The organism is Micromonospora sp. NPDC023966 (assembly GCF_040639095.1).
Classification (GTDB): Bacteria; Actinomycetota; Actinomycetes; order Mycobacteriales; family Micromonosporaceae; genus Micromonospora.
The window spans coordinates 1-23,813 of record NZ_JBEZZJ010000034.1; the positions used below are offsets into that span (position 1 = coordinate 1).

22 protein-coding genes and 2 tRNA genes are annotated in these 23,813 nt (G+C 72.8%); 8 read left to right on the forward strand and 16 right to left on the reverse strand.

Going from position 1 to position 23,813, the window contains the following annotated elements:
• The first annotated feature begins 558 nt into the window (after positions 1-558).
• On the forward strand, positions 559-786 hold the full coding sequence (locus AB0F68_RS28795) for a hypothetical protein (protein WP_357343867.1): 228 nt from the start codon (positions 559-561) through the stop codon (positions 784-786).
• 8 nt (positions 787-794) lie between these two features.
• Here AB0F68_RS28795 and AB0F68_RS28800 read toward each other — a convergent pair whose 3' ends face one another.
• Both AB0F68_RS28800 and AB0F68_RS28805 read right to left on the reverse strand, forming a co-directional pair.
• Positions 795-1,592 carry a carbon-nitrogen hydrolase family protein gene (locus tag AB0F68_RS28800; RefSeq protein ID WP_357343869.1) on the reverse strand — a complete coding sequence of 266 codons (798 nt, stop codon included), beginning with the start codon at positions 1,590-1,592 and terminating at the stop codon, positions 795-797.
• A gap of 40 nt (positions 1,593-1,632) precedes the next feature.
• The gene (locus tag AB0F68_RS28805) at positions 1,633-2,466 is read right to left on the reverse strand and encodes a DMT family transporter (RefSeq protein WP_357343871.1); all 834 of its coding nucleotides are present in this window, start codon (positions 2,464-2,466) and stop codon (positions 1,633-1,635) included.
• 41 nt (positions 2,467-2,507) lie between these two features.
• On the opposite strand from AB0F68_RS28805, the gene AB0F68_RS28810 reads away from it, so the two are divergent.
• The gene (locus AB0F68_RS28810) at positions 2,508-3,131 is read left to right on the forward strand and encodes an XRE family transcriptional regulator (RefSeq protein ID WP_357343873.1); all 624 of its coding nucleotides are present in this window, start codon (positions 2,508-2,510) and stop codon (positions 3,129-3,131) included.
• A 23-nt stretch (positions 3,132-3,154) separates the two neighbouring features.
• Here the strand turns inward: AB0F68_RS28810 and clpX are convergent, their stop codons facing one another.
• From clpX to AB0F68_RS28835, 5 genes are all read right to left on the reverse strand, one after another.
• Positions 3,155-4,450, reverse strand: coding sequence for an ATP-dependent Clp protease ATP-binding subunit ClpX (gene clpX, locus AB0F68_RS28815; protein ID WP_357343875.1), 1,296 nt, complete (start codon positions 4,448-4,450; stop codon positions 3,155-3,157).
• 213 nt (positions 4,451-4,663) lie between these two features.
• Positions 4,664-5,326, reverse strand: a complete 663-nt coding sequence (locus AB0F68_RS28820; RefSeq protein WP_013288034.1) for an ATP-dependent Clp protease proteolytic subunit — start codon at positions 5,324-5,326, stop codon at positions 4,664-4,666.
• A gap of 10 nt (positions 5,327-5,336) precedes the next feature.
• Positions 5,337-5,978, reverse strand: coding sequence for an ATP-dependent Clp protease proteolytic subunit (locus AB0F68_RS28825; RefSeq protein WP_088960728.1), 642 nt, complete (start codon positions 5,976-5,978; stop codon positions 5,337-5,339).
• Between the two features lie 173 nt (positions 5,979-6,151).
• Positions 6,152-7,498, reverse strand: coding sequence for a trigger factor (tig, locus tag AB0F68_RS28830; protein ID WP_357343877.1), 1,347 nt, complete (start codon positions 7,496-7,498; stop codon positions 6,152-6,154).
• Between the two features lie 144 nt (positions 7,499-7,642).
• Positions 7,643-7,716 (reverse strand) — tRNA-Pro (locus tag AB0F68_RS28835).
• A 147-nt stretch (positions 7,717-7,863) separates the two neighbouring features.
• On the opposite strand from AB0F68_RS28835, the gene AB0F68_RS28840 reads away from it, so the two are divergent.
• Positions 7,864-7,937 (forward strand) — tRNA-Gly (locus AB0F68_RS28840).
• 536 nt (positions 7,938-8,473) lie between these two features.
• Here the strand turns inward: AB0F68_RS28840 and AB0F68_RS28845 are convergent.
• On the reverse strand, positions 8,474-9,010 hold the full coding sequence (locus AB0F68_RS28845) for an alpha/beta hydrolase (RefSeq protein ID WP_357343879.1): 537 nt from the start codon (positions 9,008-9,010) through the stop codon (positions 8,474-8,476).
• A 463-nt stretch (positions 9,011-9,473) separates the two neighbouring features.
• Between AB0F68_RS28845 and AB0F68_RS28850 the strand changes: the two genes are divergently transcribed.
• Positions 9,474-12,431: an Hsp70 family protein gene (locus AB0F68_RS28850; protein WP_357343881.1), complete on the forward strand. Its 2,958-nt coding sequence runs from the start codon at positions 9,474-9,476 to the stop codon at positions 12,429-12,431.
• Here the strand turns inward: AB0F68_RS28850 and AB0F68_RS28855 are convergent.
• Positions 12,421-14,319 (reverse strand): propionyl-CoA synthetase, encoded by a 1,899-nt coding sequence (locus tag AB0F68_RS28855; protein WP_357343883.1) that lies wholly within the window; start codon positions 14,317-14,319, stop codon positions 12,421-12,423. The two genes, AB0F68_RS28850 and AB0F68_RS28855, sit on opposite strands and share 11 nt — an antisense overlap.
• A gap of 145 nt (positions 14,320-14,464) precedes the next feature.
• Between AB0F68_RS28855 and AB0F68_RS28860 the strand changes: the two genes are divergently transcribed.
• Complete coding sequence (locus AB0F68_RS28860; protein WP_357343885.1) at positions 14,465-14,719, forward strand: hypothetical protein; 255 nt, start codon at positions 14,465-14,467, stop codon at positions 14,717-14,719.
• A gap of 144 nt (positions 14,720-14,863) precedes the next feature.
• On the opposite strand, the gene AB0F68_RS28865 is transcribed toward AB0F68_RS28860, so the two are convergent.
• The gene (locus AB0F68_RS28865) at positions 14,864-15,394 is read right to left on the reverse strand and encodes a hypothetical protein (RefSeq protein WP_357343887.1); all 531 of its coding nucleotides are present in this window, start codon (positions 15,392-15,394) and stop codon (positions 14,864-14,866) included.
• A gap of 99 nt (positions 15,395-15,493) precedes the next feature.
• Here AB0F68_RS28865 and AB0F68_RS28870 point away from each other — a divergent pair, with 99 nt between their 5' ends.
• Positions 15,494-16,714, forward strand: a complete 1,221-nt coding sequence (locus AB0F68_RS28870) for a GNAT family N-acetyltransferase (protein WP_357343889.1) — start codon at positions 15,494-15,496, stop codon at positions 16,712-16,714.
• 37 nt (positions 16,715-16,751) lie between these two features.
• Entirely contained in the window at positions 16,752-17,126 is a 375-nt protein-coding gene (locus AB0F68_RS28875; RefSeq protein WP_357343891.1) for a hypothetical protein, read from the forward strand.
• A gap of 36 nt (positions 17,127-17,162) precedes the next feature.
• Here AB0F68_RS28875 and AB0F68_RS28880 read toward each other — a convergent pair whose 3' ends face one another.
• The 4 genes from AB0F68_RS28880 to AB0F68_RS28895 all read right to left on the reverse strand — a co-directional run bounded on the left by AB0F68_RS28880 (position 17,163) and on the right by AB0F68_RS28895 (position 20,086).
• On the reverse strand, positions 17,163-17,633 hold the full coding sequence (locus AB0F68_RS28880) for a ribose-5-phosphate isomerase (protein ID WP_357343893.1): 471 nt from the start codon (positions 17,631-17,633) through the stop codon (positions 17,163-17,165).
• A 72-nt stretch (positions 17,634-17,705) separates the two neighbouring features.
• Positions 17,706-18,905, reverse strand: a complete 1,200-nt coding sequence (locus AB0F68_RS28885) for a DUF1015 family protein (protein ID WP_357343895.1) — start codon at positions 18,903-18,905, stop codon at positions 17,706-17,708.
• A 77-nt stretch (positions 18,906-18,982) separates the two neighbouring features.
• Positions 18,983-19,342 carry a hypothetical protein gene (locus tag AB0F68_RS28890; RefSeq protein WP_357343897.1) on the reverse strand — a complete coding sequence of 120 codons (360 nt, stop codon included), beginning with the start codon at positions 19,340-19,342 and terminating at the stop codon, positions 18,983-18,985.
• A gap of 120 nt (positions 19,343-19,462) precedes the next feature.
• Positions 19,463-20,086 carry a DsbA family protein gene (locus tag AB0F68_RS28895; protein ID WP_357343899.1) on the reverse strand — a complete coding sequence of 208 codons (624 nt, stop codon included), beginning with the start codon at positions 20,084-20,086 and terminating at the stop codon, positions 19,463-19,465.
• A 225-nt stretch (positions 20,087-20,311) separates the two neighbouring features.
• Between AB0F68_RS28895 and pepN the strand changes: the two genes are divergently transcribed.
• Positions 20,312-22,858 (forward strand): aminopeptidase N, encoded by a 2,547-nt coding sequence (gene pepN, locus AB0F68_RS28900; RefSeq protein ID WP_357343901.1) that lies wholly within the window; start codon positions 20,312-20,314, stop codon positions 22,856-22,858.
• Positions 22,859-23,094: 236 nt separating this feature from the next.
• Here pepN and AB0F68_RS28905 read toward each other — a convergent pair whose 3' ends face one another.
• Both AB0F68_RS28905 and AB0F68_RS28910 read right to left on the reverse strand, forming a co-directional pair.
• Positions 23,095-23,508: a DUF5130 family protein gene (locus tag AB0F68_RS28905; RefSeq protein WP_357343903.1), complete on the reverse strand. Its 414-nt coding sequence runs from the start codon at positions 23,506-23,508 to the stop codon at positions 23,095-23,097.
• Positions 23,495-23,782 (reverse strand): hypothetical protein, encoded by a 288-nt coding sequence (locus AB0F68_RS28910; protein ID WP_357343968.1) that lies wholly within the window; start codon positions 23,780-23,782, stop codon positions 23,495-23,497. Before AB0F68_RS28910 ends, AB0F68_RS28905 begins: the two co-directional genes overlap by 14 nt.
• Between the last annotated feature and the right edge of the window lie 31 nt (positions 23,783-23,813).

Below are 23,813 nucleotides of genomic sequence, written 5' to 3' on the forward strand. Positions count from 1 at the left end.
ATTTGGCACTGGCTTAACAAGCACCCTGTTGAGTTCTCAAAGAACAACCACACACCATCCGAAAGCCCTACACCGTAGGACCCCCATCCGGGGCAACCTCTCTAACTTACCCGGCCCGCTCCTCGCTGTCAACCTCGTGTTTGAGGTGATCAACTTGGTTCGGTCCGATCCACGCTGACGCACGCCGTAACTGGCGGTCGTTGCTGTCGTGGGTTCCGGCGGACCGGCCGATCGCCGCTTTCGCGGCCACCCGCCCGGCTCCCTGCCGGCTTTCGAACTCTACCCGGTCGGCTTCGCGATCGCAACCCCGTGTTTCCCGGAGTCGCTCGCACCGCCCGGATCCTCAGTCTGGCTCGGCGTCACCGCCACCAGCCTGGCGCCCGTTCTCGGCCGGTTTGTCCGGCCTCCCGCGTGCAGAGAGAAAGTTACGCGGACGGCCCCGAGAAGGCAAATCAATGATCGTCAGTGCCCGCCAGCGGGGTGTCCGCGGGACCCTGCCGGCGGAAAGCGGGGATCGGACGGGGCCACCACGGGCTCATCCGTGCCAGAGTGGCTGGCATGGATGACGTGTCCCGGTTCCCGGCGGCGACGCTCGCCGAGGAGGCCCTGCTCGGGCTCCTGCTGCCGTTCTGGCAGCTGGTCATCGGCGCCTTCGTGCTCGTCGTCGTCCTGGCGTCGGTGGGACGCCTCGTCCGGCGCGGTCCCTCCCGGATGACCACGGCCCTGCTCGTCACCGCGGCAGCGATCGCCGGCTTCACCGTGATCGGCGTGCTCCTGGAGAGCTGAGCGGGGGCTCAGAGCCGCCGGTTGGCGAGGCTCGGCACCTCGACGCGGATCGTTCGCAGCCGGTCCAGGTCCAGGTCGGTGACCGCGACACCCGGGCCGTCGGGAACCTGGCTGACCACTGTCCCCCACGGGTCCACCACCATGCTGCGCCCGAAGCAGGTCCGCCCCGGCTCGTGGTCGCCGGTCTGGCCGGCGGCCGCCACGTAGCACTGATTCTCGATCGCCCGGGCCCGGAGCAGCACCTCCCAGTGGTCGCGCCCCGTGTGCATCATGAACGCGGCCGGCACCACCAGAAGCTCCGCGTCGCCGTCGCCGGCCAGTTGCCGGTAGAGCTCGGGGAACCGGAGGTCGTAGCAGATCGACAGGCCGACCCGGAGCCCTTCCACGTCGACCACCACGGGCTTCTCACCCGGCGCCACGGTGGCCGACTCCTGGTAGGAGACGCGGCCGGGGATCTCGACGTCGTACAGGTGGATCTTGCGGTAGCTGGCGGCGAGCGCGCCGTCGCGGTCGAAGACCAGCGAGGTGTTCCAGGTGTGCTCGGGGTCCGGCCCGGCCTCGTGGAACGAGCCGGCGATCACCCACATGCCGAGCCGGCGGGCGGCGTTGGCGAAGAACCGCCCCACCGTGCCGTCGACCGGTTCGGCGGGGGGCATGCTGGCGGCGAGGCCGAGGTAGTCGACGTACTCCGGGAGGACGGCGAGATCCGCGCCGGCCGCCGCGGCCCGGGCCAGCAGGGCCTCGGCGGCGGCGAGGTTGGCGGTCCGGTCGTCACGGGCGTTGAGCTGACAGACGGCGACGCGCATGACGCTCAGCGTACGGGCGGACGGCGGGCGGCGACAGGGCTCAGACGCTCGCCAGCACGAGCGCGCCGGCGGCGAAGCCCAGCCCGGCCAGTTGCACCGGGCGGAGCCGTTCCCGGTCGACCGCGAGCGCGAGCAGCACGGTGCTCGCCGGGTAGAGCGCGGCGATGGCGGCCACCACGCTGAGGTGGCCCCGGCCGGCGGCGGCCAGGAAGAGCGCGTTGGCCGCCGAGTCCAGCAGACCGGCCGCCGCGGCCCAGCGGAGCACCCGCGGTTCGAGCCGCAGGCGTACGCCGGTGCGCACGGCGAGGGCGAGGCCGAAGGCGATGGAGCTGACCCGTACCGCGACGACGGGCCACATGCCGGCGCCCTCGTCGGCCTGGCCGAGCAGCGCGAAGAAGATCCCGAAGAGCAGCCCGGCGCCGAGCGCCATGCCGATCAGCCGGCCGGACACCCGCCCCGTGGCGCCGCCCTCCCCCAGGCTGACCAGCGCGATGGCCACCACGGCGAGACCGGCGCCGACGAGCGCGAGCGTGCCCGGGGAGTTTGCGGTGACCAGCCCGGCGACGATCGGCACGACCGCGGCGGTGATCGCGGTGACCGGTGCGACGACCGCCATCACGCCGCCTGCGAGGGCCTTGTAGAGCAGCATCACGCCGGCCGCGCCGGCCACCCCGGCGAGCAGCCCCCAGGCCAGGTCGAGCGGCCCGGGCGTGCCGGGCACGATCAGCACCAGGGCGAGCAGCAGCGGGACGCTGAGCAGTTGCGACACCACGGTCACCGCGATGGGGTCGGCGTGCCGGGACGCCTTACCGCCGGAGAAGTCGGCCGTGCCGAACGCGACCGCGGAGACCGCGGCGAGCACAATGGGGAACATCAGGCAGTCGTAGCACAATATTGACCGCGAAGGACAGTGTGATGACCGACGCCGGAGGGCGGGTGGGCGCGGTGACCTCCGCGGTGGCCCGACAGGTACGCGAGCTGCGGGCCGCCCGCGGCTGGTCCTTCGAGGAACTGGCCGGCCGGTCCGGGGTGAGCAAGGGCATGCTCGTGCAGATCGAGGGGGCACGGACCAACCCGAGCGTCGGCACCCTCTGCCGGGTCGCCGACGCGTTCGGCGTCAACATCGCCCGGCTGCTCGAACCGGCGGAGGAGAGCACGGTACGGGTCTCCCGGGCGGGCGACGCCCCGGTGCTGTGGCGGGGCGAGCACGGCGGCACCGCGCGGCTGCTCAGCGGTCTGGGCGAGCCCGACCTGGTCGAACTCTGGGAGTGGCGGTTGCAGCCCGGCGAGGCGCACCACTCCCCCGACCACCCGCGCGGCACGCGGGAGGTGCTGCACGTGCTGGCCGGGACCGTCACGGTCACCGTCGAGGGCGTCGACCACGAGGTACGCGCCGGCGAGACGGTGGAGTTCCACGCCGACCGCGAGCACGGCTACCGCACCGCGGGCGACGAGCCGGCGCAGCTGGTGATGGTGGCGGTCACCCCGTCGGGCGAGTGGGACCGGCGGACCCGGTCACGCGGACCGCGCCCGAGCTGACCCGGGCGCGGTCGCGACGGCGGTCAGGCCGACTTCTCCTCGCGGTCCCGGCGGGCGCGCCGGCCGGTGAACTCGCGGGGCACGATGGTCGGGTTCACGTTCTCCAGGACGACCTCGCGGGTGATGAGCACCCGGGCGGCGTCGGGGTTGCTCGGCACCTCGTACATCACGGAGAGCAGGACCTCTTCCATGATCGCCCGCAGGCCGCGGGCGCCGGTGCCGCGGAGCATGGCCTGGTCGGCGATGGCCTCCAGCGCGGGCTCCTCGAACTCCAGCTCGACGCCGTCGAGCTCGAAGAGGCGCTGGTACTGCCGGACCAGGGCGTTGCGCGGCTCGGTGAGGATGCGGACCAGGGCGCTGCGGTCGAGGCTGCGCACGTTGGTGATCACCGGGAGCCGGCCGATGAACTCGGGGATCAGCCCGAACTTCAGCATGTCCTCCGGCATGACCTGGCTGAAGATGTCGTCGGTCGACCGCTCGGAGACCGACCGGAGCCGGGCGCCGAAGCCGGTGCCGCCGGAGCCGGTGCGGGCCTCGATGATCTGGTCGAGGCCGGCGAAGGCGCCACCGCAGATGAACAGCACGTTGGTGGTGTCGATCTGGATGAACTCCTGGTGCGGGTGCTTCCGCCCGCCCTGCGGCGGCACGTTGGCCACCGTGCCCTCGAGCATCTTCAGCAGCGCCTGCTGCACGCCCTCACCGGAGACGTCCCGGGTGATCGACGGGTTCTCCGACTTCCGGGCGATCTTGTCGACCTCGTCGATGTAGATGATCCCGGTCTCGGCGCGCTTGATGTCGTAGTCGGCGGCCTGGATCAGCTTGAGAAGGATGTTCTCCACGTCCTCGCCGACGTAGCCCGCCTCGGTGAGCGCGGTGGCGTCGGCGATCGCGAACGGGACGTTGAGCATCCGGGCCAGCGTCTGCGCCAGGTGGGTCTTGCCGCACCCGGTCGGGCCGAGCAGCAGGATGTTGGACTTGGCCAGCTCGACGCCGTCACTGCCCGAACCCGGAGCGCCGGCGGCCTCAGCCTGGATCCGCTTGTAGTGGTTGTAGACCGCGACGGCGAGCGCCTTCTTGGCCTGCTCCTGACCGACGACGTAGTTGTCGAGGAACTGGCAGATCTCCATCGGCTTGGGAAGCTCTTCCCACTTCACCTCGCCGGACTCGGCCAGCTCCTCCTCGATGATCTCGTTGCAGAGATCGATGCACTCGTCGCAGATGTAGACCCCGGGGCCCGCAATGAGTTTCTTGACCTGCTTCTGCGACTTGCCGCAGAAGGAGCACTTGAGTAGGTCGCCGCCGTCACCGATCCGTGCCACCTACGTTCTCCCTGCACTCGTCGGCCGGTACGCCGGCCCTGACCTGCGGGCGCCGCGCGCCCGTCCGTCCTGTCGTCCCACTCGCCGGTCCGACCCAGCGAAGCGGCACAGACCCGACGTTACCCGCTGCCGGAGGTTTCTCCGACCCCCAAAACGGGTGTGTCAGAGGTCGGCCGGGACCGCTGCCCCGACCGACCTCCGAACTCGCACTGCTCAGCCTGCGGCGTGAGAAGCCAGCAGACCCTTCTTACGGCTGGTCAGGATCGTGTCGACCAGCCCGTACTCCTTGGACTCCTCAGCCGTCATGATCTTGTCACGGTCGATGTCCTTGCGAACCTGCTCGATGGGGCGGTTGCAGTGCCGGGACAGCATGTCCTCGAGCTGCGTCCGCATCCGCAGGATCTCCCGGGCCTGGATCTCGATGTCCGACCCCTGGCCGTAGCCGCCCTCGGTGGCCGGCTGGTGGATGATGATCCGGGAGTTGGGCAGCGCCATCCGCTTGCCCGGGGTGCCCGCCGAGAGCAGCACCGCCGCCGCGCTGGCCGCCTGGCCCAGGCAGACGGTCTGGATGTCCGGGCGGACGTACTGCATGGTGTCGTAGATCGCCGTCATGGCGGTGAACGAGCCACCCGGCGAGTTGATGTACATGATGATGTCGCGGTCCGGGTCGGTGCCCTCCAGCGTCAGCAGCTGGGCCATCACGTCGTTGGCCGACGCGTCGTCCACCTGGACGCCGAGGAAGATGATCCGGTCCTCGAAGAGCTTGTTGTACGGGTTGGACTCCTTCATCCCATACGACGTGCGCTCGACGAACGACGGCAGGACGTAGCGGTTGTGCACGGCCGCGAACTGGGGCGGCAGGCTCAGGTCGGTCATCGTCAGCTCCTCAGCTCAGGGTCCCGGCGCCATCCGGAACCTGCGCGGCCCCGATGATCACCTTGTCGATGAAGCCGTAGTCCATGGCCTCCTGGGCGGTGAACCAGCGGTCCCGGTCCGAGTCCGCCTCGATCTGCGCCTGGCTCTGGCCGGTGTGGTGCGCGACCCGCTCCTGGAACATCCGCTTGGTGTAGAGCATCTGCTCGGCCTGGATCGCGATGTCCGACGCGGTGCCGCCGAGGCCACCGGAGGGCTGGTGCATCATGATCCGCGCGTGCGGCAGCGCGTAGCGCTTGCCCTTGGTGCCGGCGCAGAGCAGGAGCTGGCCCATCGACGCGGCCATGCCCATGGCCACCGTCGACACGTCGTTGTCGATGAACTGCATGGTGTCGTAGATCGCCATGCCGGAGTAGACCGAGCCACCCGGCGAGTTGATCCAGAGGTTGATGTCGCGGTCCGGGTCCTCCGCCGCGAGCAGCAGCAGCTGCGCGCAGATGCGGTTGGCGACCTGGTCGGTCACCTCACTGCCCAGGAAGATGATCCGCTCCTTGAGCAACCGGTTGTAGACCGAGTCGTCGAGGTTGCCAATGGAGTCGCCACCACGGGCCTCGATCGCCCGGAGCGACTTCTTGGGGATGTGCATGTCGGTCATGGCAGCCCTTCGCTCTCCGTACCGTCCTACCCGACACTAACCGCTCAGCCGGGGGCCGTACTCCCGGTCGGGGCACTGTTCGCTCTCAGCGCAGTCACCCGCGGGGCGTACTCGGAAAAGGGTTTCGGCCGCCGCCCGGCGCACAGCGCGGGACGGCGGCCGACACCCGACGATCAGTGCTGGTGGTCGTGCTCGGCCTCGTTCTGGGCCCGCAGCGCGTCGAGGGTGACCTCGTTGCCCGCCGCGTCCTTGATCTTGATCTTCTCCATCACCGAGGCGAGCGCCTTGCCCCGGCGGACGTCACCGAAGACGGCCTGGGCGGCGCCGGAGCGGACCAGCTGGTCGTAGTACTGCTGCGGGGCCATCCCGGCGCGCTGGGCGCGGTGGACGATCTCGTGACCGAACTCGTCGTCGGAGACCTGGACGTCCTCGGCGTCGGCGAGAGTGTCCAGCAGGAGCTGGACCTTGACGCCCTCGGTGGCGGCCTCGGTCAGCTCGGTGTCGATCTGCTCCTCGGTCTTCTCCTCCGCGGCGAGGTACTCCTCCAGGGAGGCGCCGATGCGCTCGAGCTGGTCGACCATTGCGGCCTTGCGGCTCTCGACCTCCTCCTTGACGACACCCTCCGGCGCCGGCACCTCGGCGGCGGCGACCATCTGCTCGAGGGCCTTGTCCCGGGCGGCGTAGATCTGCTCGACCTGCTTGCCCCGGGTGACCCGCTCGCGCAGGTCGGCGCGGAGCTCGTCGATGGTGTCGAACTCGCTGGCGAGCTGGGCGAAGTCGTCGTTGAGCTCGGGCAGCTCCTTCTCCTTGACCGTGCGGACGGTCACCGCCACGTCGGCGTCCCGGCCGGCGTAGTCGCCGCCGACCAGCTGGGTGGAGAAGGTGGTGCTGTCGCCGGCGGCCAGGCCGACCAGCGCCTCGTCCAGGCCCGGCAGGAGCTGCTTGCTGCCGACCTCGTGCGAGATGTTGCTCGCCTGCCCGCCCGGCACGTCCTCGCCGTCGACGGTGGCGTTCAGGTCGATCTGGACGTAGTCGCCCTCCTGGGCGGCCCGCTCCACGGTCTTCAGCGTGGCGAACCGCTCGCGCAGGCTGTTGACCTGCTCGTCGATCTCGCTGTCGGCGATCTGGATCTCGTCCACGGTCACCTCGATGGTGGCCGGGTCCGGCAGGATGATCTCTGGGCGGACGTCCACCTCGGCGGTGAAGTTGAGCGAGTCACCGTCGTTGAACTCGGTGATCTCGACCTCCGGGCGGCCAAGCGTCTTCAGGTCGTGCTCGCGGACCGCGGCCAGGATGTTCTGCGGGATGGCCTCCTGCACCGCCTCGTTGAGGACGGTGCCCCGGCCCACCCGCTGGTCGATCACGGCGGCGGGAACCTTGCCCCGGCGGAAGCCGGGAACCTGGACCTGCTGGCCGATCTCCCGGTACGCCTTCCTGAGGCTCGGCTCGAGCTCGACGAACGGCACCTCGATGGCGAGCCGCACGCGCGTCGGGCTCAGAGTCTCGACGGTGCTCTTCACAGGCGTACTCCTTGACGGATCTCAGTTGAGTCTGGGCGTGTTTGCGCGCATCGAGTGTAGGCGAGCCGGCCTGCGGCATCGGCAGCGCCCGGGTACCGCGCGGAAAAAATCGGCGGTTCCCGGACGACCCGGCGCGAACGACAGTCGGGGTGGCGGGATTTGAACCCACGGCCCCTCGCTCCCAAAGCGAGTGCGCTACCAAGCTGCGCCACACCCCGTGGCGACGAAGAGTGTATGCCGTCCGGGCCCGCCGGAGGGTCACCGGGGCATGCGACCTGGCTCGGCGCGCCGCGCCGTACGGGGCTGCGCGTCCGGTTCCGGGATTGGGTAGGCTGTCGGGCGCGTCCCGCGAGAGCGGGGCGGACGCGGGCGTAGCTCAATGGCAGAGCTTCAGTCTTCCAAACTGACGGTGCGGGTTCGATTCCCGTCGCCCGCTCCAACGGCCTCCGGCCCAGGTCAGAGGCTGCATCCCCGATCCTGGGCCGGTCGGCCACTCCCCGCTTCGATCTTGCGGGCCATCCGTGGGCCATTAGCTGCTACCAGCCGTCCTGAACGGGGCGAAGGCGCTCCACCTTCTCCCCGTCCGGGGCTGGAGGTCTACGGGAGATCCGCTAAGCGCCCAAGCCACGTTGTCATGCAAGTCAGAGACAATCACCCTGTGGGCGAAGGATCTGGGAATGAGGCGGACACCAGGTGCAACGGTTCGTCTCGCTGGCTCCTGTGGCGGCCGGGAGTGCCCCGCTGGGTACCGATCGCCGGGCCGACGGCCAGCCCGGACGTTCCGCTGGCACTCGACTACGTTCTCATTCAGATCTTGGTTGCGATATGCGTAGCCCTGCAATGGGTGGTCGTGGTGCTGGTCGCGCCGGCGGTCTTCCTCGTGCGGAGTTTGCGGGCCTGACCTGCCATCCGCGATCTTCTTGTAGTCCGAAGGCCGGCAATTCACCGGTGACACCAGCCGTGCGGGCCAGGTGCCTAGCTCGGCCAGCCAATCGCATCGAGGAACTCCTCCACGGCGACCACGACTCGGCTGAGCACTCCGATCGACTCGGTGAGCGGGCCGGGTACGTACATGCCGTGGTCCGCGCCTTCCACCTCCAGCACATGGGGTGACAGCCGGCGGGCGATGTCACCGTCCCACAGCTTGTCGCCAGTACCACCCACGAGCAGGAACGGGGCGGTTGCGCGGCCCAACGCGTCAGCCACCCACGGCAGGGTGAGCAGGGGTGTGAGCCACACGGCGGGCAAGGATCTTTCGGCGGCGATCGCTGCCGCGTTCGTGCCGAGCGACTTGCCGATCAGCAGTGGGCGACCGCTGATGGTGTCGATCAGTGGAGTGATCTCACCGCCGACCCAGCTCTCGATCTCCGGCTGATCAGGCTTCGGAAACTCCTGGGACCACGAGTATCGATGTACCGTCGCGCCCCGCCGCTCCGCCACATCGCCGGCATACATCAGCAGGGGAGCGCTCGGTCCGAACCAACCGCCGGGAATCACGACAGCGTCAGCCATGCTGCCGACCTTACCCAGACGCTGTGCGCCTGTGATGACGCCGGCGAGGACACGGTCGAACGCGATGCGGCGCCAGGTAGGTTCCGTTTCCGGCGAGATCCGTACCGGAGAACCGCCTAGTAGGTCTGCACCTCGCGAGGTTGCCCTCAGGATCAGGCAGGTATGCCGAACGCACACCCCGGCCAGGGCGATCTGCCGGAGGTCACGCTCCTGATCTTAGTGATGCCGTAGCTGCCAGATCGGAGCGTGCCATCCACGTCAGTAGCCGGCTTCCCGGGCGGTAGGCAGGGCAGGAGGGTCACTCGGAGCGCGGTGAGCATGCGGTGGCGCGCAGCGGCGGCTGACGGCCGCGCGGTCGTTCGTCCCGGCGGTCCGGCGACGGCCGCGTCGGAGATCACCGGGCGGCGGAGGATGCGTACGATGCGGGGCCGGACATCCCCTCGTCGGGTGGAGGTAGCGAAGGATGTCAGGCCAGCAGGACGGTTTCGCCCTCGGCGTGGACCTCGGCACCTCGAACACCGTGGCGGTGCTGCGCTGGCCGGACGGGCGTACCCGCCCGTTGCTGGTGGAGGGCGAGCCCATCCTGCCGTCCGGTGTGTACGCCGACACCGAGGGACGCCTGCACGTCGGGCGGGACGCGCTGCGGCTGGCCCACGCCGATCCCGACCGCTACGAGCCGAACCCGAAGCGCCGCGTCGACGAGCCGGAGGTGCCGCTCGGCGACCGCCGGCACACCCCGGCCGAACTGCTCGGCGCGGTGCTGCGCGCGGTGGGCGAGGCCGCGGTGAGTGCGCTCGGGTTCCTGCCGCCCGCGGTGGTCACCTGCCCGGCCACCTGGGACGCCCACCGACGGCAGGTGCTCGCCGAGGCGCTCGCCCTGGCCGGCTGGCCGTCGGCGGCCGAGCACACCCTCTCCGGCCCGACCCCGCCCGGCACCCGGCTGCTGCGCGAGCCGGTCGCGGCGGCCCGCTACTACACCGAGGTGCTGCGCCGGCCGGTCCCGGTCGGCGAGTCGGTGGCGGTCTTCGACTTCGGCGGCGGGACCCTGGACGTCGCCGTGGTGCGTAACGAGGGCGCGGATCCGTGGGGCGACTCCGGTTTCCGGGTGATCTCCTGCGGCGGTCTCGACGACCTGGGCGGGCTGGACCTCGACGCTGCCCTGCTGGCGCTGGTCGGCGCCCGGATCGCCGCCACCCACCCCGCGCAGTGGGCGCGGCTGAGCGAGCCGGCCGACACCACGCAGTGGCGAGAGCGGCTCCAGTTCGTCGAGCACGTCCGGGGCGCGAAGGAGATGCTGTCCCGCACCACGGCGGCGCCGGTGGCGGTGCCGGGGGTGCCGGCCGCCGTGTCGCTGACCCGGGCAGAGCTGGAGGAGGTGGCCACCCCGCTCCTGCGGCGGGCGGTCGCCGAGACCCGGCGGGTCATCTCCGTAGCCGAGCTGACCCCGGAGCGGCTCGCCGGGCTGTTCCTGGTGGGCGGCTCGTCCCGGATCCCGCTGGTGGCGCGGCTGCTCCACGCCGAGCTGGGGATCGCGCCGACCGTGCTGGAGCAGCCCGAGCTGCCGGTCGCCGAGGGCGCGCTGACCGACCTGCCGCTGCGGCGCAACCGGCCGGCCGCCCCACCGCTGCCGCTCGCCCCGGTCGGCGCGGCCCCCGCCGATTCGCCGGCCGCCGCGACCCCGGGCGCCGGCCCGGCCGGCACGCTGCTCGACCTCGGCACGCCACCGCTTCCCGCCGAGCTGCCGACCGCCGCCGCCGATCCGAGGACCCCCGTCCTCCCGGCCGGCACCGCCACGGGCCCGGACGGCACGACCGTCGCCGCCGGAGCCGACGGCACGACGGTCGCCGCGGGAGCGAACGGCACGCGGCTCGCCGCCGGACCGCACGGCACCGCCGTGGCCCCGCATTCACCCGCCCCGGGTACGCCGGCGCATGCGCTGCCCCCGCACGGCTCGCCGCTCGGCGGCGTGCCCCCGCAGGCTCCTGGAATCCCGCACCAGCCGGGCGCCTGGCCGGGCTGGCCGGGCGTACCCGGGAACGGGACGCCCGCGTCGCCGGCCGCGCCGGGCGGCCACCGGCGGCGGGCGTTGTGGATCTCGGTCGGCGCGGTGGTGGCCCTGGCCGGGGTGGCCACCGCGACCGCCCTTTACCTGACCCGGGACCGCCACCCGGAGCTGGACTTCCAGTCGTTCGGCAAGGGCGTCCGGTTCGCCGCGGGCGGAGAGCGGCCGGTGGAGATGTTCACGGCGGTCGCGGGTGACCGGGCCTACCTGGCCTATCCGCGCGAGGACGACCTGCTGGCGGTGGTGGCCGTCGAGGCGGGTACCGGCGACGTGCTGTGGCGCAAGGAGAGCGCCACCACGGCCGACCAGTGGGCCGGTGTGGTCGCGCTGCCCGGCGCGGTGGCGCTGCTCGCCGACGCCGCGGGCAGCAGCACCCCACGCCAGCTTGAGGTGCTCGACGGCGGATCCGGCTTGCCGCGCTGGCGGCACACCGTGCACGGGGACGACGAGATGTTCGTCGGCAAGGACGTGGTGGCGCTCACCGACCACGAGCGGAAGCGGTTGGTCGGGCTCGAGCTGAGCAACGGGGACGAACGCTGGTCGCTGGCCGACCTGACCGACGAGTACGGCAACGCGCGCGACAGCGTGCACCCGGTGACCACCGACGAGGCGGTGTCCGGCCCGGGCTACGGCGACGGTTCGCCCCGCGACCCGGAGCAGGGCCCGGTCGAGCAGCTCGTGCAGGTGAGCGCGGACAAGTCGGTCCGGCTGATCGACCTCGGCACCGGCGGTGAGGTCCGCCGCTGGAAGGCCGTGGCCGAGCCGGACGACCTGGTCGCCGCCCACGAGGACCGGCTCTACGTGGCCGGCGACGACGGCCGGCTGCTCGCCTACGACCTGGGGAAGCAGGCGCAGCCGAGCGTGCTCTACACCGCCGAGGACGACGACCGGCGGGCCAAGGCGCTGGCGCCGTGCGGGGAGCACCGGGCCTGCCTGCTGGAGGTGACCGACTCCGACGACCAGACCGCCGCGGTGGTGGCCGCGCGGGAGGGTCAGGGCGTCAAGCGGTGGGCGACGCCGGGGATGACGGAGCTGGTGCCGATCGGCGAGCGGGTGCTGGCCCGGCGGATCTATCCCGAGCCGGCGGCGACGCTCTTCGGGCCGGACGGCGAGCGGGTGCTCGACGACGAGGAGGGGGTGGCCGTCCGGGTGGACGCCGGCAACCTGCTGCTCTTCGCCGACCCGCTGGGCAGCGCGGTCGACGACCGCAGCGTGGCCGGAGTGGGCGCCGGGTCGGGCAAGGTGGCCCAGCTCGGCGAGCTGAAGGACGTCCGGGGCGACTCCTGCTCGTGGAACACCGAAGTCATCGCCTGCGGCTCCGAGGGGGACTTCGTGCTCCACCGGTTCGTCAAGGAGTAGCCCCCGAGCTTGAGCCGGCGCCGAGGGCGCGGAACACGGCCAGCGCCGCCGGATCCTCGATGGTCGGCGGCACCGCCTCGTCCCGCCCCTCGACCAGCCCCCGCATGGTCCGGCGGAGGATCTTGCCGGAGCGGGTCTTGGGCAGCGCCGGCACCACGGTCACCCGGCGGAACGCGGCCACCGGCCCGATCCGCTGCCGGACCAGGGCGACCAGCTCACCGGTGAGCGCGTCCGGGTCCACCTCGGCGCCGGCCTTGAGCACCACGTACCCGCTGGGCACCTGGCCCTTGAGCGGGTCGGTCACGCCGATCACCGCGCACTCGGCCACCGCCGGGTGCGCCGCCAGCACCTCCTCCATGGCGCCGGTGGAGAGGCGGTGCCCGGCCACGTTGATCACGTCGTCGGTACGGCCCATCACGTAGAGGTAGCCGTCGTCGTCGAACCGGCCGCCGTCGCCGGTCAGGTAGTAGCCGGGGAAGGCCGCGAGGTAGGAGCGGACGTAGCGCTCGTCGTCGCCCCAGAGGGTGGGCAGGCAGCCCGGCGGCAGCGGCAGGCGGATGACGATCGAGCCGTCGGTGCCCGGCGGCACCTCCCGGCCATCGCCGTCGACCACCCGGACGTCGTAGCCGGGGACGGGCACCGACGGGGAGCCGGGCTTGATGGGCAGCGGCTCCAGGCCGCGCGGGTTCGCGGCCACCGGCCAGCCGGTCTCGGTCTGCCACCAGTTGTCCACCACCGGCACGCCGAGCCGCTCCCCCGCCCACGCCCAGGTGTCCGGGTCGAGCCGCTCACCGGCCAGGAAGAGGGTGCGCAGGCTGCTCAGGTCGTGCCCGGCCAGGAGGGTGCCGTCCGGGTCCTGCCGGCGGATCGCCCGGATCGCGGTGGGCGCGGTGAACAGGGCGGCCACCCGGTGCTGGGCGACCACCCGCCAGAACGCCCCGGCGTCCGGCGTGCCGACCGGCTTGCCCTCGTAGAGCACGGTGGTCGCGCCGGTGAGAAGCGGCGCGTACACGATGTAGGAGTGGCCGACCACCCAGCCCACGTCGGAGGCGGCCCAGAAGACCTCGCCCGGCTCGATGCCGTAGACGTTCCGCATCGACCAGCGCAGCGCCACGGCGTGCCCGCCGTTGTCCCGGACCACGCCCTTCGGGCGGCCGGTGGTGCCGGAGGTGTAGAGGATGTAGAGCGGGTCGGTGGCGGCGACCGGCACGCACTCCACCGGCTCGGCGTCGGCCATCACCTCGTCCCAGGTCAGGTCCCGACCGGCGAGCAGCGGAGCGGGCTCCTGGAGGCGCTGCACGATCACGCAGTGCGCCGGGGAGTGGGTCGCCTCGTCCAGCGCGGCGGCGAGGATCGGGTGGTAGGGCACCACCCGGTCCACCTCGATGCCGCAGGAGGTGGCGACGACCACGGCCGGCCGGGCGTCGTCGATGCGGACGGCCAGCTCGTGGGCGGCGAAGCCGCCGAAGACCACCGAGTGCACCGCGCCGATCCGGGCGCAGGCCAGCATGGCGATCACCGCCTCCGGCACCATGGCCAGGTAGAGCAGCACCCGGTCGCCTTGGCCGACGCCGAGCCGGCGCAGCGCACCGGCGAACCGGGCGGTCTCGGCGAGCAGCTCGGCGTAGCTGAGGGTGCGGAGCGTGCCGGTGACCGGGCTGTCGTGGATCAGCGCGGGCTGGTCGCCCCGGCCGGCGGCCACGTGCCGGTCGAGCGCGTTGTGGCAGGTGTTCAGCACGCCGTCGGGGAACCAGCGGTACAGCGGCGCCGCCCTGTCGTCGAGGATCCGCTCCGGCGCCCGGTGCCAGTCGAGGTCCGTCGCCGCCTCCCGCCAGAAGCCGGCCGGGTCGGCGATGCTCCGCTCGTACGCTGATCGATACGCGCCCATGCCGTCATGCTGGCCGCCGGCCCGCGCCGGCACGACGGCCGACGGGGATCGGTGCGCCGGAAGGGTGCCCCCGCTCGGTGAACGGCCCGTCCCACCGACGGGTGGTCGCCGTTTCCGTCCGGCCCGCCAGGGGTACGGCTGGCGCATGGAGACGAACACGAAGGCGTACCTGGTGGGCGGTCCCCGGGACGGCAACAGCCAGGACGCGGGTGACCAGGCCCTGTTGGAGATCGAGATCGACGGCATGATCCACCGCTACATCCGGACCACGAAACAGCACGGCGACGGGGGCGTCGTCTACAACTACGACGGGATGGTGGCCCCGGGCGGCGGCGAGCCGGGCGTCGAGGACCCGGCGGCGCGGGTCGCCTCCCCGAAGGCCGACGCCGAGGGGCGGTGACCGCTCAGCCGACCGGGCGACGGATGAACCGGGCCCGGCCGGGTAATGCGAGCGCCGTCCTGGTGGAGTGACGACCGGCGTCGCGGCGTTCCGCGACCGGGCGCGCGGGCGGGCGGCGGGGGGCCGCCCCGCCCGCGGCCACGGTCAGTTGCCGGTCACCCAGTTCCAGGCGGAGACCACCCACTCGGTCTGCTGCAGGTAGGCCACCCCCACGCCGGCCAGGAACAGCGCGGTCACCAGGTGCGCCCCGCGGGCGCTGCGCCGCACCCGGCCGAGCTGCCGCTCCAGGACCAGCCGGCCGACCAGGCGGGCCAGGGCGAACAGACCCACGGCGGTGAGCAGGCTGAGCACGAAGGTGAGCAGCGGCGTGCCCAGGTCGCCCCTGCCGGAGATCGCCCAGATGCCCCAGCAGACGAAGGCGAACAGCGCGCCGGCCGCGCTCCACTCCCCGCCCCGGCGGAGCTGGGCGAGGTGCCAGCCCATCGGGCGTCGGGGTGCCGAATCGGCGGTCCAGTCGCTCGTGTCCACGGCGGGGAACTGCTCGGTCCGGGGCGTGCGCGGCTGGCCGACCGCGGCCACCCCGCGCCGGAACGCGTCCCGCTGCGGAGGCACGACGCCGGGCTGCGGCGGCACCTCGACCGTCCGCTCGGCCCACGGCTGTGTCTGGTCCGCCATCTCGTGTCCTCCCCCTCGACCGACGCCGACGACGGTTCCGAGGGTAGCGAGCCGGCAAATAGGGTGCCGACTCCGAACGTGATGGGTTAGACACATCCGATGACCGACGCGCTGGTGCCCCGGGCCGAGAACTTCGACGAGATCGCCGCGTTGCTGGCGCTGGCCTTTCACGGCGGTCTCGACCCCGAACTGCTGGAGGTCGAGCGCGAGGTCTTCGAACCGGACCGGTCGCTGCTGATTCGCGACGGCGGGACCGCCGTCGCGCACGCCGGGGCGTTCACCCGCGAGTTGGCCGTGCCCGGGGCCAGCGTGCCGGCGGCGCACGTGACCATGGTGTCGGTCGCCCCGACCCACCGCCGGCGCGGGCTGCTCACCGGGCTGATGCGCCGGCAGCTCCGCGAGGTCCGCGACGCCGGGCGGGAGCCGCTGGCGGTGCTCTGGGCCAGCGAGGGCCGGATCTATCCCCGGTTCGGCTACGGCCTGGCCGCGCAGCGGCTCGTCCTGGCCGGTGACACCCTCGGGCTCCGCCTTCCGGACCCGACGCCCGCCGAGGGCACCCTCCGCGTGGACCGGCCGGCGCCGCACCGGGCCGAGCTGGCCCGGCTGTACGAGCGGGTGCGCGCCGACCGCCCCGGCTGGTCGCACCGGGACGAGCGCTGGTGGGCGTACGTGCTCGCCGACGTGAAGGGTCTGCGGGGCGGCGCCACCGAGCGCCGGGTGCTGCTGCACGAGGGGCCGGACGGCCTCGACGGGTACGCGCTCTACCGGACGAAGGAGGAGTGGGCCGGCACGATGCCGCGGGCCGAGGTGCAGGTGGGCGAGGTGGTCGCCGCCCGGCCGGAGGCGTACCTGGCGCTGTGGCGGCTGCTGCTCTCGATCGACCTGACCCGCCGGGTGTCCTTCCCGATCGCCGCGGTGGACGAGCCGCTCTTCCGGCTGGTGGACGAGCCGCGGCAGCTCGGCCCCCAGCTCGCCGACGCCCTCTGGGTCCGCGTCGTCGACGTGCCGGCCGCGCTGGCCGCCCGCCGCTACGCCACCGACGTCGACGTGGTGGTCGAGGTCACCGACGACCTGCTGCCGGAGAACAGCGGCCGGTGGCGGCTGGTCGGCGGCCCGTCCGGGGCGGAGTGCACGGCCACCTCGGCGCCGGCCGGGCTGGCCTGCGACGTCCGCGCCCTCGGCGAGCTCTACCTGGGTGGCGCCGGCCTGGCCGCGCTCGCTGCCGCCGGCCGGGTCCGGGAGCTGGTCCCGGCCACGGTGGCGGCCACGGCCGCCGCCTTCGGCTGGCACCGCGCCCCAGCCCCCATGGAGGTCTTCTGACTCCCCGGCGCCGCGCGCAGACCGGTACGGTCGGGTGATGGGTGATGCGGAGCGCCGGCGGCGACGGTTGCGGCACCACGGCGACGGCGGAACACCGGAGGCCGAGGGCCAGAGCGCGAGCACGGCCGGGGTGCACGACGAAGGCTCCAGGTCGCCGCGCGGCGTCAGACGCGCCGAGCTGGAGTCGTCGGAGCCCCGGGGCAGGCGCCCGGGCCCGTCGACCGACGAGGGCGAGCGGGGGCTGCGCGGCCTGGTCGGCTCGGGCTCGTCGCAGGTGAGCGTGACCGCCGCGCTGCGGGCGCGGGACGCCGCCCGGCCGACCGACGAGGACCTGGCCGAGGCCGAGGCCCGGGTGGTGATCGTCCGCCGCAACTGGGTGCCGCGCGAGGACCTGCCCCGCACCGGGCGGTGACGGGCGCGACCCGGCGGCCGCGCCGGTCGGCGCGCGTCAGGCGGGCAGTTCGGGAAGCTCCCGGCTCTGCTCGTAGTCGGCGACCTGGGCGATCCGCCGGGCATGCCGCGGGTTGCCGGAGAACGGGGTGGTGAGGAACGCCTCGACCAGGGCGGTCGCCTCGTCCAGGGTGTGCTGCCGGGCGCCGATCGCGACGATGTTGGCGTCGTTGTGCTGGCGGGAGAGCTGAGCGGTGTCGATGTTCCAGGCGAGCGCCGCCCGGACCCCGGCGATCTTGTTGGCGGCGATCTGCTCGCCGTTGCCGGACCCGCCGATCACGACCCCGAGACTGCCCTGGTCGTCGACCACGCGCTCCCCGGTGTGCAGGCAGAACGCCGGGTAGTCGTCGTCCGGGTCGAAGGCGTGCGGGCCCACGTCGACCACCTCGTACCCCTGCTTGGCCAGGTGGTTGGCGAGGTGCACCTTCAGCTCGAAACCGGCGTGATCGGATCCCAGGTAGACGCGCATACCGCGCAGTCTGACAGGCCCGCCCCCGGGCCGGCGCGCGGGCGGCGGCACGGAGGCGGATTCGTCACACGCTCAGCGGGGAAGTTCGGCGACGACCAGACCGGCCCGCGCCTTCGGCGTGAACCAGGTGCTCTTGCGCGGCATCTTCTCCCGGGCCAGGTTCACCGCGACGAAGTCGTCCACGGTCACCGGGGCGACGAGGACGGCCAGCTCGGCCCGGCCCGCGTCGACCTCACCGGTGAGCCAGCTCGCCGGGTAGTCGCCGCCCACGTAGGTGATCCGCTTGTCGCCCGGGTCGAGGCCGAGCGCGTCGCGCAGCAGCAGCCGCTCCACCAGCGCATGGTCGAGGTTCTCCAGCCGGCCGCCGCCGACGTGCGGCAGGCGCACCGCGTACCCCTGGCCGGCGAGGTGGAGGTGCACGGTGCCGCCGGTCGCCGGGACGTCCACCGGGCCGACGGTCGGGGTGACCTCCGCGCCGGCGGCGCGGAGCCGGTCGAGCAGTTCCTCCGGGGTGGTGGTCAGCTCGCTGACCAGCCGGTTGTAGGGCTGGATGGCCACCGAGGCCGGCGTGGTGATCACCGACAGGAAGCGCGGGAAGCCGCCGCTCTGCGCGGCCAGGCTGCGGTGGTTGCCGTCGGCGACCACCAGCTCGCCACCGCTCGCCAGGGCGGTCAGCTCGTCCTGCGCCGGGCCCGGCCCGAGCAGCCAGATGGCGTGCGTGCGGCCGGCCTGGTCCACGTCGGTCGCGGCGGGCGCGCCGGCCGACTCGGTCGCCGCCGCGAGCGCCGCGTGCAGCTCGTCGCCGCGCCCGGTCTGGAGCAGGAGTACGGGTGAGAGCAGGTGACCCAGCGCCTCGGCCAGGGCGACCCGCTCCCGCACCTTGGCGATGAACACGTCCTCGTTGCGGATCACCAGACCGGGCTCGTCGGCCCGGGTGGAGATCTGATCGGTGTCGACCATGGCGAACAGCCCGTAGGCGCTCTCCTCGCCCGGCGCGCTGATCCGGTAGAGGACCACGACCTGCTCGGCCGGCGTGTAGCTGCCGTCCGCCTTGGCCTCGGCGAGGCGGGCCACCGCGTCGGGGAGCGCGTCGAGGAAGGACTTCCCAAGGCTCTCCGGGGCCCGGTGGGGCATCTCGATGCCGAGGGCACTGTGCGGATTCGCCTCGACGATGGCGGTGATCTCCGCGTCGTCGGCGAACTCGTCGTAGTTCTGCGCGCCGGTGCCGCCAGTGGTGATCCAGGCCCGGGCGATCGGATGCACGACCGTCATGGCCGCTGACGCTACCCGCGCCGTGCGGAGCCCCGGTGGCGGACCCGCACGCCGTCCACCAGATGAAAGGGCGCCGGTCAGCCGTTGTGGTGCCGGCCGGGGGCCGGGCCCCCACCCGCTGCCGGGGCGGCCGGACGGGAGCCGCCGGACGCGCCGAGCCGTACCGTCGTCGTCGCGGCGGAGGCCGGACGGCCGGCCGCGGCGCTGGTGCGGACCGTGCCGGGGGGCAGGGCCGGCAGGCCCGCGTCGGTGGGCGGGGTCATCCGCGAGGTGGCCACCACCCGGGCGACGCCGACCACGATCGGCGGGGCCAGCAGGTCGGCCATCTCGGCCGGGACGGCCGGCCAGTCGCCCTCGGCCACCGACCAGTACGTCGCACCGGAGTCCTCGGTCGCCGTCACCGGCGCGTTGTCGGACAGGCGGCGGTGCTTACCCATGGGAACGCCTCCAGGAGCTGCCGGGCTGCGGCCCCGGGCGGGCCGCCGGCTGGGACACCCGGTGAAACGAGCCCCGCACCGGCCCGGTGACGGGGCGGTGCGGGGCTCGTCGGGCACGCCTCAGTCGAAGATCGGGCCCTGCTCCCGGGTGCGCTTCAGCTCGTAGAAGCCGGGCGTGCCGGCCACCAGCAGGACGCCGTCCCAGAGCCGGCCGGCCGCCTCGCCCTTCGGCGCCGGGGTGATCACCGGGCCGAAGAAGGCGACCTGCCCGCCGTCCGGGCCCGGGGCGTGGATCACCGGGGTGCCCACGTCGGTGCCCACCGGCCGCATGCCCGCCTCGTGGCTGGCCCGCAGCGCCTCGTCGTACTCGGTCGACTCGGCGGCGTCGGCGAACGCCGGGTCGAGGCCGACGTCGGTGAGCGCGCCGGTCAGCATCTCCCGGCCCAGTTCCTCCTTGCCGAGGTGGATCCGGGTGCCCATCGCGGTGTAGAGCTTCGCCAGCGTCTCCCCGCCGTGCGCCTGCTCCACCGCGATGCAGACCCGCACCGGGCCCCAGCCCTTCTTCATCAGCTCCTGGTACTGCTCCGGCAGGTCCCGGCCCTCGTTGAGCACGGCGAGGCTCATCACGTGGAACCGGATGTCCACGTCCCGAACCTGCTCGACCTCCAGCAGCCAGCGGGAGGTGATCCACGCCCATGGGCACAGCGGGTCGAACCACATGTCCACAGCGACACGTTCGGTCACGGTGTCATCCCTTCACGACTCCACGCGCCGGAGCTCCGGCGCCTTCCCCTCCGATCCTCACCCCACGCGGCATCGACCGGTAGCGGAATGAGAGCGTGACCTCGGCCACCGAAGGGTGTCCGTGCATGGAAGACTCGGTTTCGGACCGGCCGTCACGAGCGGGCCGGGAGACCGGTGCCGCGGGGCGCGGCGAGACGAGTGGGATGGAGACGAACAGTGCCGGGAGTGCGCAACCTGACCCAGGTCGAGGCCACCGAGCGGGCCCGCCTGCTCGACGTCACCGGGTACGACATCAAGCTTGACCTGTCGACCGCGGTGCAGGCCGACGGCCGTACCTTCCGGTCGGTGACCGAGGTCCGGTTCCGCTGCGCCGAGCCGGGCGCGAGCACCTTCATCGAGACGGCCGCCGAGTCGGTGCGGTCGGCGACGCTGAACGGCACGCCGGTCGACCTCGCCGGCTGGTCCGCCGAGAAGGGCCTCACCCTCACCGGCCTGGCCGCCGAGAACGTCCTCGTGGTCGACGCCGACTTCGGCTACTCCAACAGCGGGCAGGGCCTGCACCGCACCGTCGACCCGGTGGACGGCGAGACCTACCTCTACAGCCAGTTCGAGACGGCCGACGCGCAGCGGGTGTTCGCCTGCTTCGACCAGCCCGACCTGAAGAGCGTCTACACCTGGCACGCCACCGTCCCCGAGCACTGGCGGGTGGTGTCCAACATGCCGGTGGAGCGCGAGGAGCCGGCCGGCGAGGCGCTGAAGACCGTCCACTTCGCCGAGTCGGCCCGGATGAGCACCTACATCACCGCGCTCTGCGCCGGCCCGTACCACGAGGTGCGGGACAGCCACGACGGCATCGACCTGGGGGTCTACTGCCGGGCCTCGATGGCGCGGTACATGGACGCGGACGACCTCTTCCTGATCACCAAGCAGGGCTTCGACTTCTTCCACGAGAAGTTCCAGGTGCGCTACCCGCTGCCCAAGTACGACCAGCTCTGGGTGCCGGACTTCAACGCCGGCGCGATGGAGAACTTCGGCTGCGTCACGCACGCCGAGTCGCACTACATCTTCCGCTCGCAGGTCACCGACTTCGAGTACGAGCAGCGCGCCAACACGATCCTGCACGAGCTGGCGCACATGTGGTTCGGTGACCTTGTCACCATGCGCTGGTGGAACGACCTGTGGTTGAACGAGTCGTTCGCCGAGTGGGCCAGCCACTGGTGCAACACCCACGCCACCCGCTTCTCCGACGCCTGGACGACCTTCCTGTCCATCCGGAAGAACTGGGGCTACCGGCAGGACCAGCTCTCCTCCACCCACCCGGTCTACTGCGAGATGCCGGACCTGGAGGCGGTCGAGGTCAACTTCGACGGCATCACCTACGCCAAGGGCGCCAGCGTGCTCAAGCAGCTCGTCGCGTACGTGGGCGAGGAGCCGTTCGTGGCCGGCCTGCGGGCCTACTTCGGCAAGCACGCCTGGGGCAACGCCACCTTCGACGACCTGCTCTCCGAGCTGGAGGCGGCCTCCGGCCGGGAGCTGCGCAAGTTCGCCGCCGAGTGGCTGGAGACCGCGCAGGTCAACACGCTGCGTCCCGAGGTGACCACCGGCGCCGACGGCTCGTACGAGCGGGTGCTGGTCCGGCAGGAGGCGCCGGCCGGGCACCCCACCCTGCGGACCCACCGGATCGGGGTGGGCCTCTACGACCTGACCGACGGGCGCCTGGTCCGCCGGGAGCGGGTCGAGGTCGACGTGACCGGCGAGCTGACCGAGCTGTCCGTGCTGCACGGCAAGCCGGCCGCCGACGTGCTGCTGCTCAACGACGACGACCTGACGTACACCAAGCTGCGGCTGGACGCGCAGTCGATGGCCAACGTGGTGCAGCACATCGCCGGCTTCGACTCGTCGCTGGCCCGGGCGCTCTGCTGGACCGCCGCCTGGGACATGACCCGCGACGCCGAGCTGTCGGCCCGGGACTACGTGGCGCTGGTGCTGGCCGGGCTGCCGGCGGAGACCGACATCAACCTGGTCACCGCCACCCTGCGCCAGGCGACCACCACGCTCACCTTCTACGCCGACCCGGCCTGGGCGCCGACCGGCTGGGCCGAGCTGGCGCGGACCGCCAGGACGGCGCTCGCCGCGGCCGAGCCGGGCAGCGGCTTCCAGCTCGCCTGGGCCCGGGCGTACACCTCCGCGGCCCGCTCCGGCGAGGACCTGGCCACGCTGCGCGGCTGGCTGGACGGCACCGAGGTGCCGGCCGGGCTGACCGTGGACACCGAGCTGCGCTGGACCGTCCTCCAGGCGCTGGTGGCCAACGGCGCGGCCGGGGCCGCCGACGTGGAGGCCGAGCTGGCCGGTGACCGGACCGCCAGCGGCGAGCGGGAGGCCGCGTACGCGCACGCGCTGGTGCCGACCGCGGAGAACAAGGCGACGGTGTGGGCGCAGCTCACCGGCCCGGAGGCGCTGCCGAACTGGCGCAACCGGGCGCTGCTGCAGGGCTTCACCCACCCGGCGCAGGTGGAGCTCACCGCGCCCTACCGGGAGAAGTACTTCGCCGCCGTGGCGCAGGTGTGGGCGCAGCGGGACAGCGAGCCGGCGCAGGAGTTCGTCCAGCTCGCCTACCCGGCGTACCTGGTCGAGGACGACACGGTGGCGGCCACCGACGCGTGGCTGGCGCAGGAGGGCCACCCGGCCCCGCTGCGCCGGCTGGTGGCCGAGGGCCGCGACGGCGTGTCCCGCGCCCTCAAGGCCCGCGCCCGGGACGCGCAGACCGCCTGATCCTCACGGGCGGCCCGCGCCCGGGACGCGCAGACCGCCTGATCCTCACGGGCGGCCCGCGCCCGGGACGCGCAGACCGCCTGATCCTCACGGGCGGCCCGGGCCCGGCCCGGGCCGCCCGCACCAGGTCGGCGGGGCGGCGGAGTGAGAACGGCCCGGACGCCGCCACCTGGCGGCGCACACGAGAAAGCCCGGCCCGCGTCGCGCGGGCCGGGCTTCGTCGTGAGTGGGTGGGCTCAGCCCTTGCCGGCGTGGCTGGCGAGCTGGTCGAGGCCCTGGATGATGCCGCCGGCCAGATCGCCGCCGCCGAACGAGGCCACCATGGAGAGCGCGGCCAGCTTGGCGTACGTGTCCGGGATGCGCTTGCGCGAGTATCGGCCGGTGACGATCTCGAGCTGCCGCTGGTTGGGCGACACGGCGATCAGCACCGACTTGTCCGGCTCGGCGAGCTGCCGGTGCAGCCGCTCGGCGTGCTCCCGGATCGGCTCGTCGAGGCCGCCCACGTAGACCGAGAAGACCAGCCCGGTGCCCTTGTCGGCCAAGCGGAGCGCCTCGTCGATGCGGAGCAGCTGACGGGTCGAGAACGGCCCGTCCAGGACCTCCGGCGGGTTACCGGTCCCCGTCGCGGCCTGCTTCTCACCAACGGTCACTTGCGCCTCCGGTTCCACCGGCCGGTGCCTCCCGGCCGGCCTGCTCCTGCTTGCGGCTGGTCAGCGCCGGCGCCTGCGCCCCGGCCGTCAGTGCGGTGCCGGCCGAGTCGGCCAGCTGCTCCGGACGGCCCAGGAACCAGACCGGAGTGAAGTCGAAGGGCCGGCCCGGCCGGTAGCGCTTGGCGCCGCCACCGCCGCCACCACGGCTGCCCGCGGCCGCCAGCCCGGCGATCACCAGCACGGCGGCCGCCGGGATGCCGACGAAGACCAGCAACGTCTCGGTAACAGACAATCCCAACGCCCCC

Bases quoted from the DNA above. Each gene is read 5' to 3' on its own strand.
- AB0F68_RS28795 (WP_357343867.1), top strand. From the start codon at position 559: ATGGATGACGTGTCCCGGTTCCCGGCGGCGACGCTCGCCGAGGAGGCC.
- AB0F68_RS28800 (WP_357343869.1), bottom strand. From the start codon at position 1,592: ATGCGCGTCGCCGTCTGTCAGCTCAACGCCCGTGACGACCGGACCGCC.
- AB0F68_RS28805 (WP_357343871.1), bottom strand. From the start codon at position 2,466: ATGTTCCCCATTGTGCTCGCCGCGGTCTCCGCGGTCGCGTTCGGCACG.
- AB0F68_RS28810 (WP_357343873.1), top strand. From the start codon at position 2,508: ATGACCGACGCCGGAGGGCGGGTGGGCGCGGTGACCTCCGCGGTGGCC.
- AB0F68_RS28820 (WP_013288034.1), bottom strand. From the start codon at position 5,326: ATGACCGACCTGAGCCTGCCGCCCCAGTTCGCGGCCGTGCACAACCGC.
- AB0F68_RS28825 (WP_088960728.1), bottom strand. From the start codon at position 5,978: ATGACCGACATGCACATCCCCAAGAAGTCGCTCCGGGCGATCGAGGCC.
- AB0F68_RS28845 (WP_357343879.1), bottom strand. From the start codon at position 9,010: ATGGCTGACGCTGTCGTGATTCCCGGCGGTTGGTTCGGACCGAGCGCT.
- AB0F68_RS28850 (WP_357343881.1), top strand. From the start codon at position 9,474: ATGTCAGGCCAGCAGGACGGTTTCGCCCTCGGCGTGGACCTCGGCACC.
- AB0F68_RS28855 (WP_357343883.1), bottom strand. From the start codon at position 14,319: ATGGGCGCGTATCGATCAGCGTACGAGCGGAGCATCGCCGACCCGGCC.
- AB0F68_RS28860 (WP_357343885.1), top strand. From the start codon at position 14,465: ATGGAGACGAACACGAAGGCGTACCTGGTGGGCGGTCCCCGGGACGGC.
- AB0F68_RS28865 (WP_357343887.1), bottom strand. From the start codon at position 15,394: ATGGCGGACCAGACACAGCCGTGGGCCGAGCGGACGGTCGAGGTGCCG.
- AB0F68_RS28870 (WP_357343889.1), top strand. From the start codon at position 15,494: ATGACCGACGCGCTGGTGCCCCGGGCCGAGAACTTCGACGAGATCGCC.
- AB0F68_RS28875 (WP_357343891.1), top strand. From the start codon at position 16,752: ATGGGTGATGCGGAGCGCCGGCGGCGACGGTTGCGGCACCACGGCGAC.
- AB0F68_RS28880 (WP_357343893.1), bottom strand. From the start codon at position 17,633: ATGCGCGTCTACCTGGGATCCGATCACGCCGGTTTCGAGCTGAAGGTG.
- AB0F68_RS28885 (WP_357343895.1), bottom strand. From the start codon at position 18,905: ATGACGGTCGTGCATCCGATCGCCCGGGCCTGGATCACCACTGGCGGC.
- AB0F68_RS28890 (WP_357343897.1), bottom strand. From the start codon at position 19,342: ATGGGTAAGCACCGCCGCCTGTCCGACAACGCGCCGGTGACGGCGACC.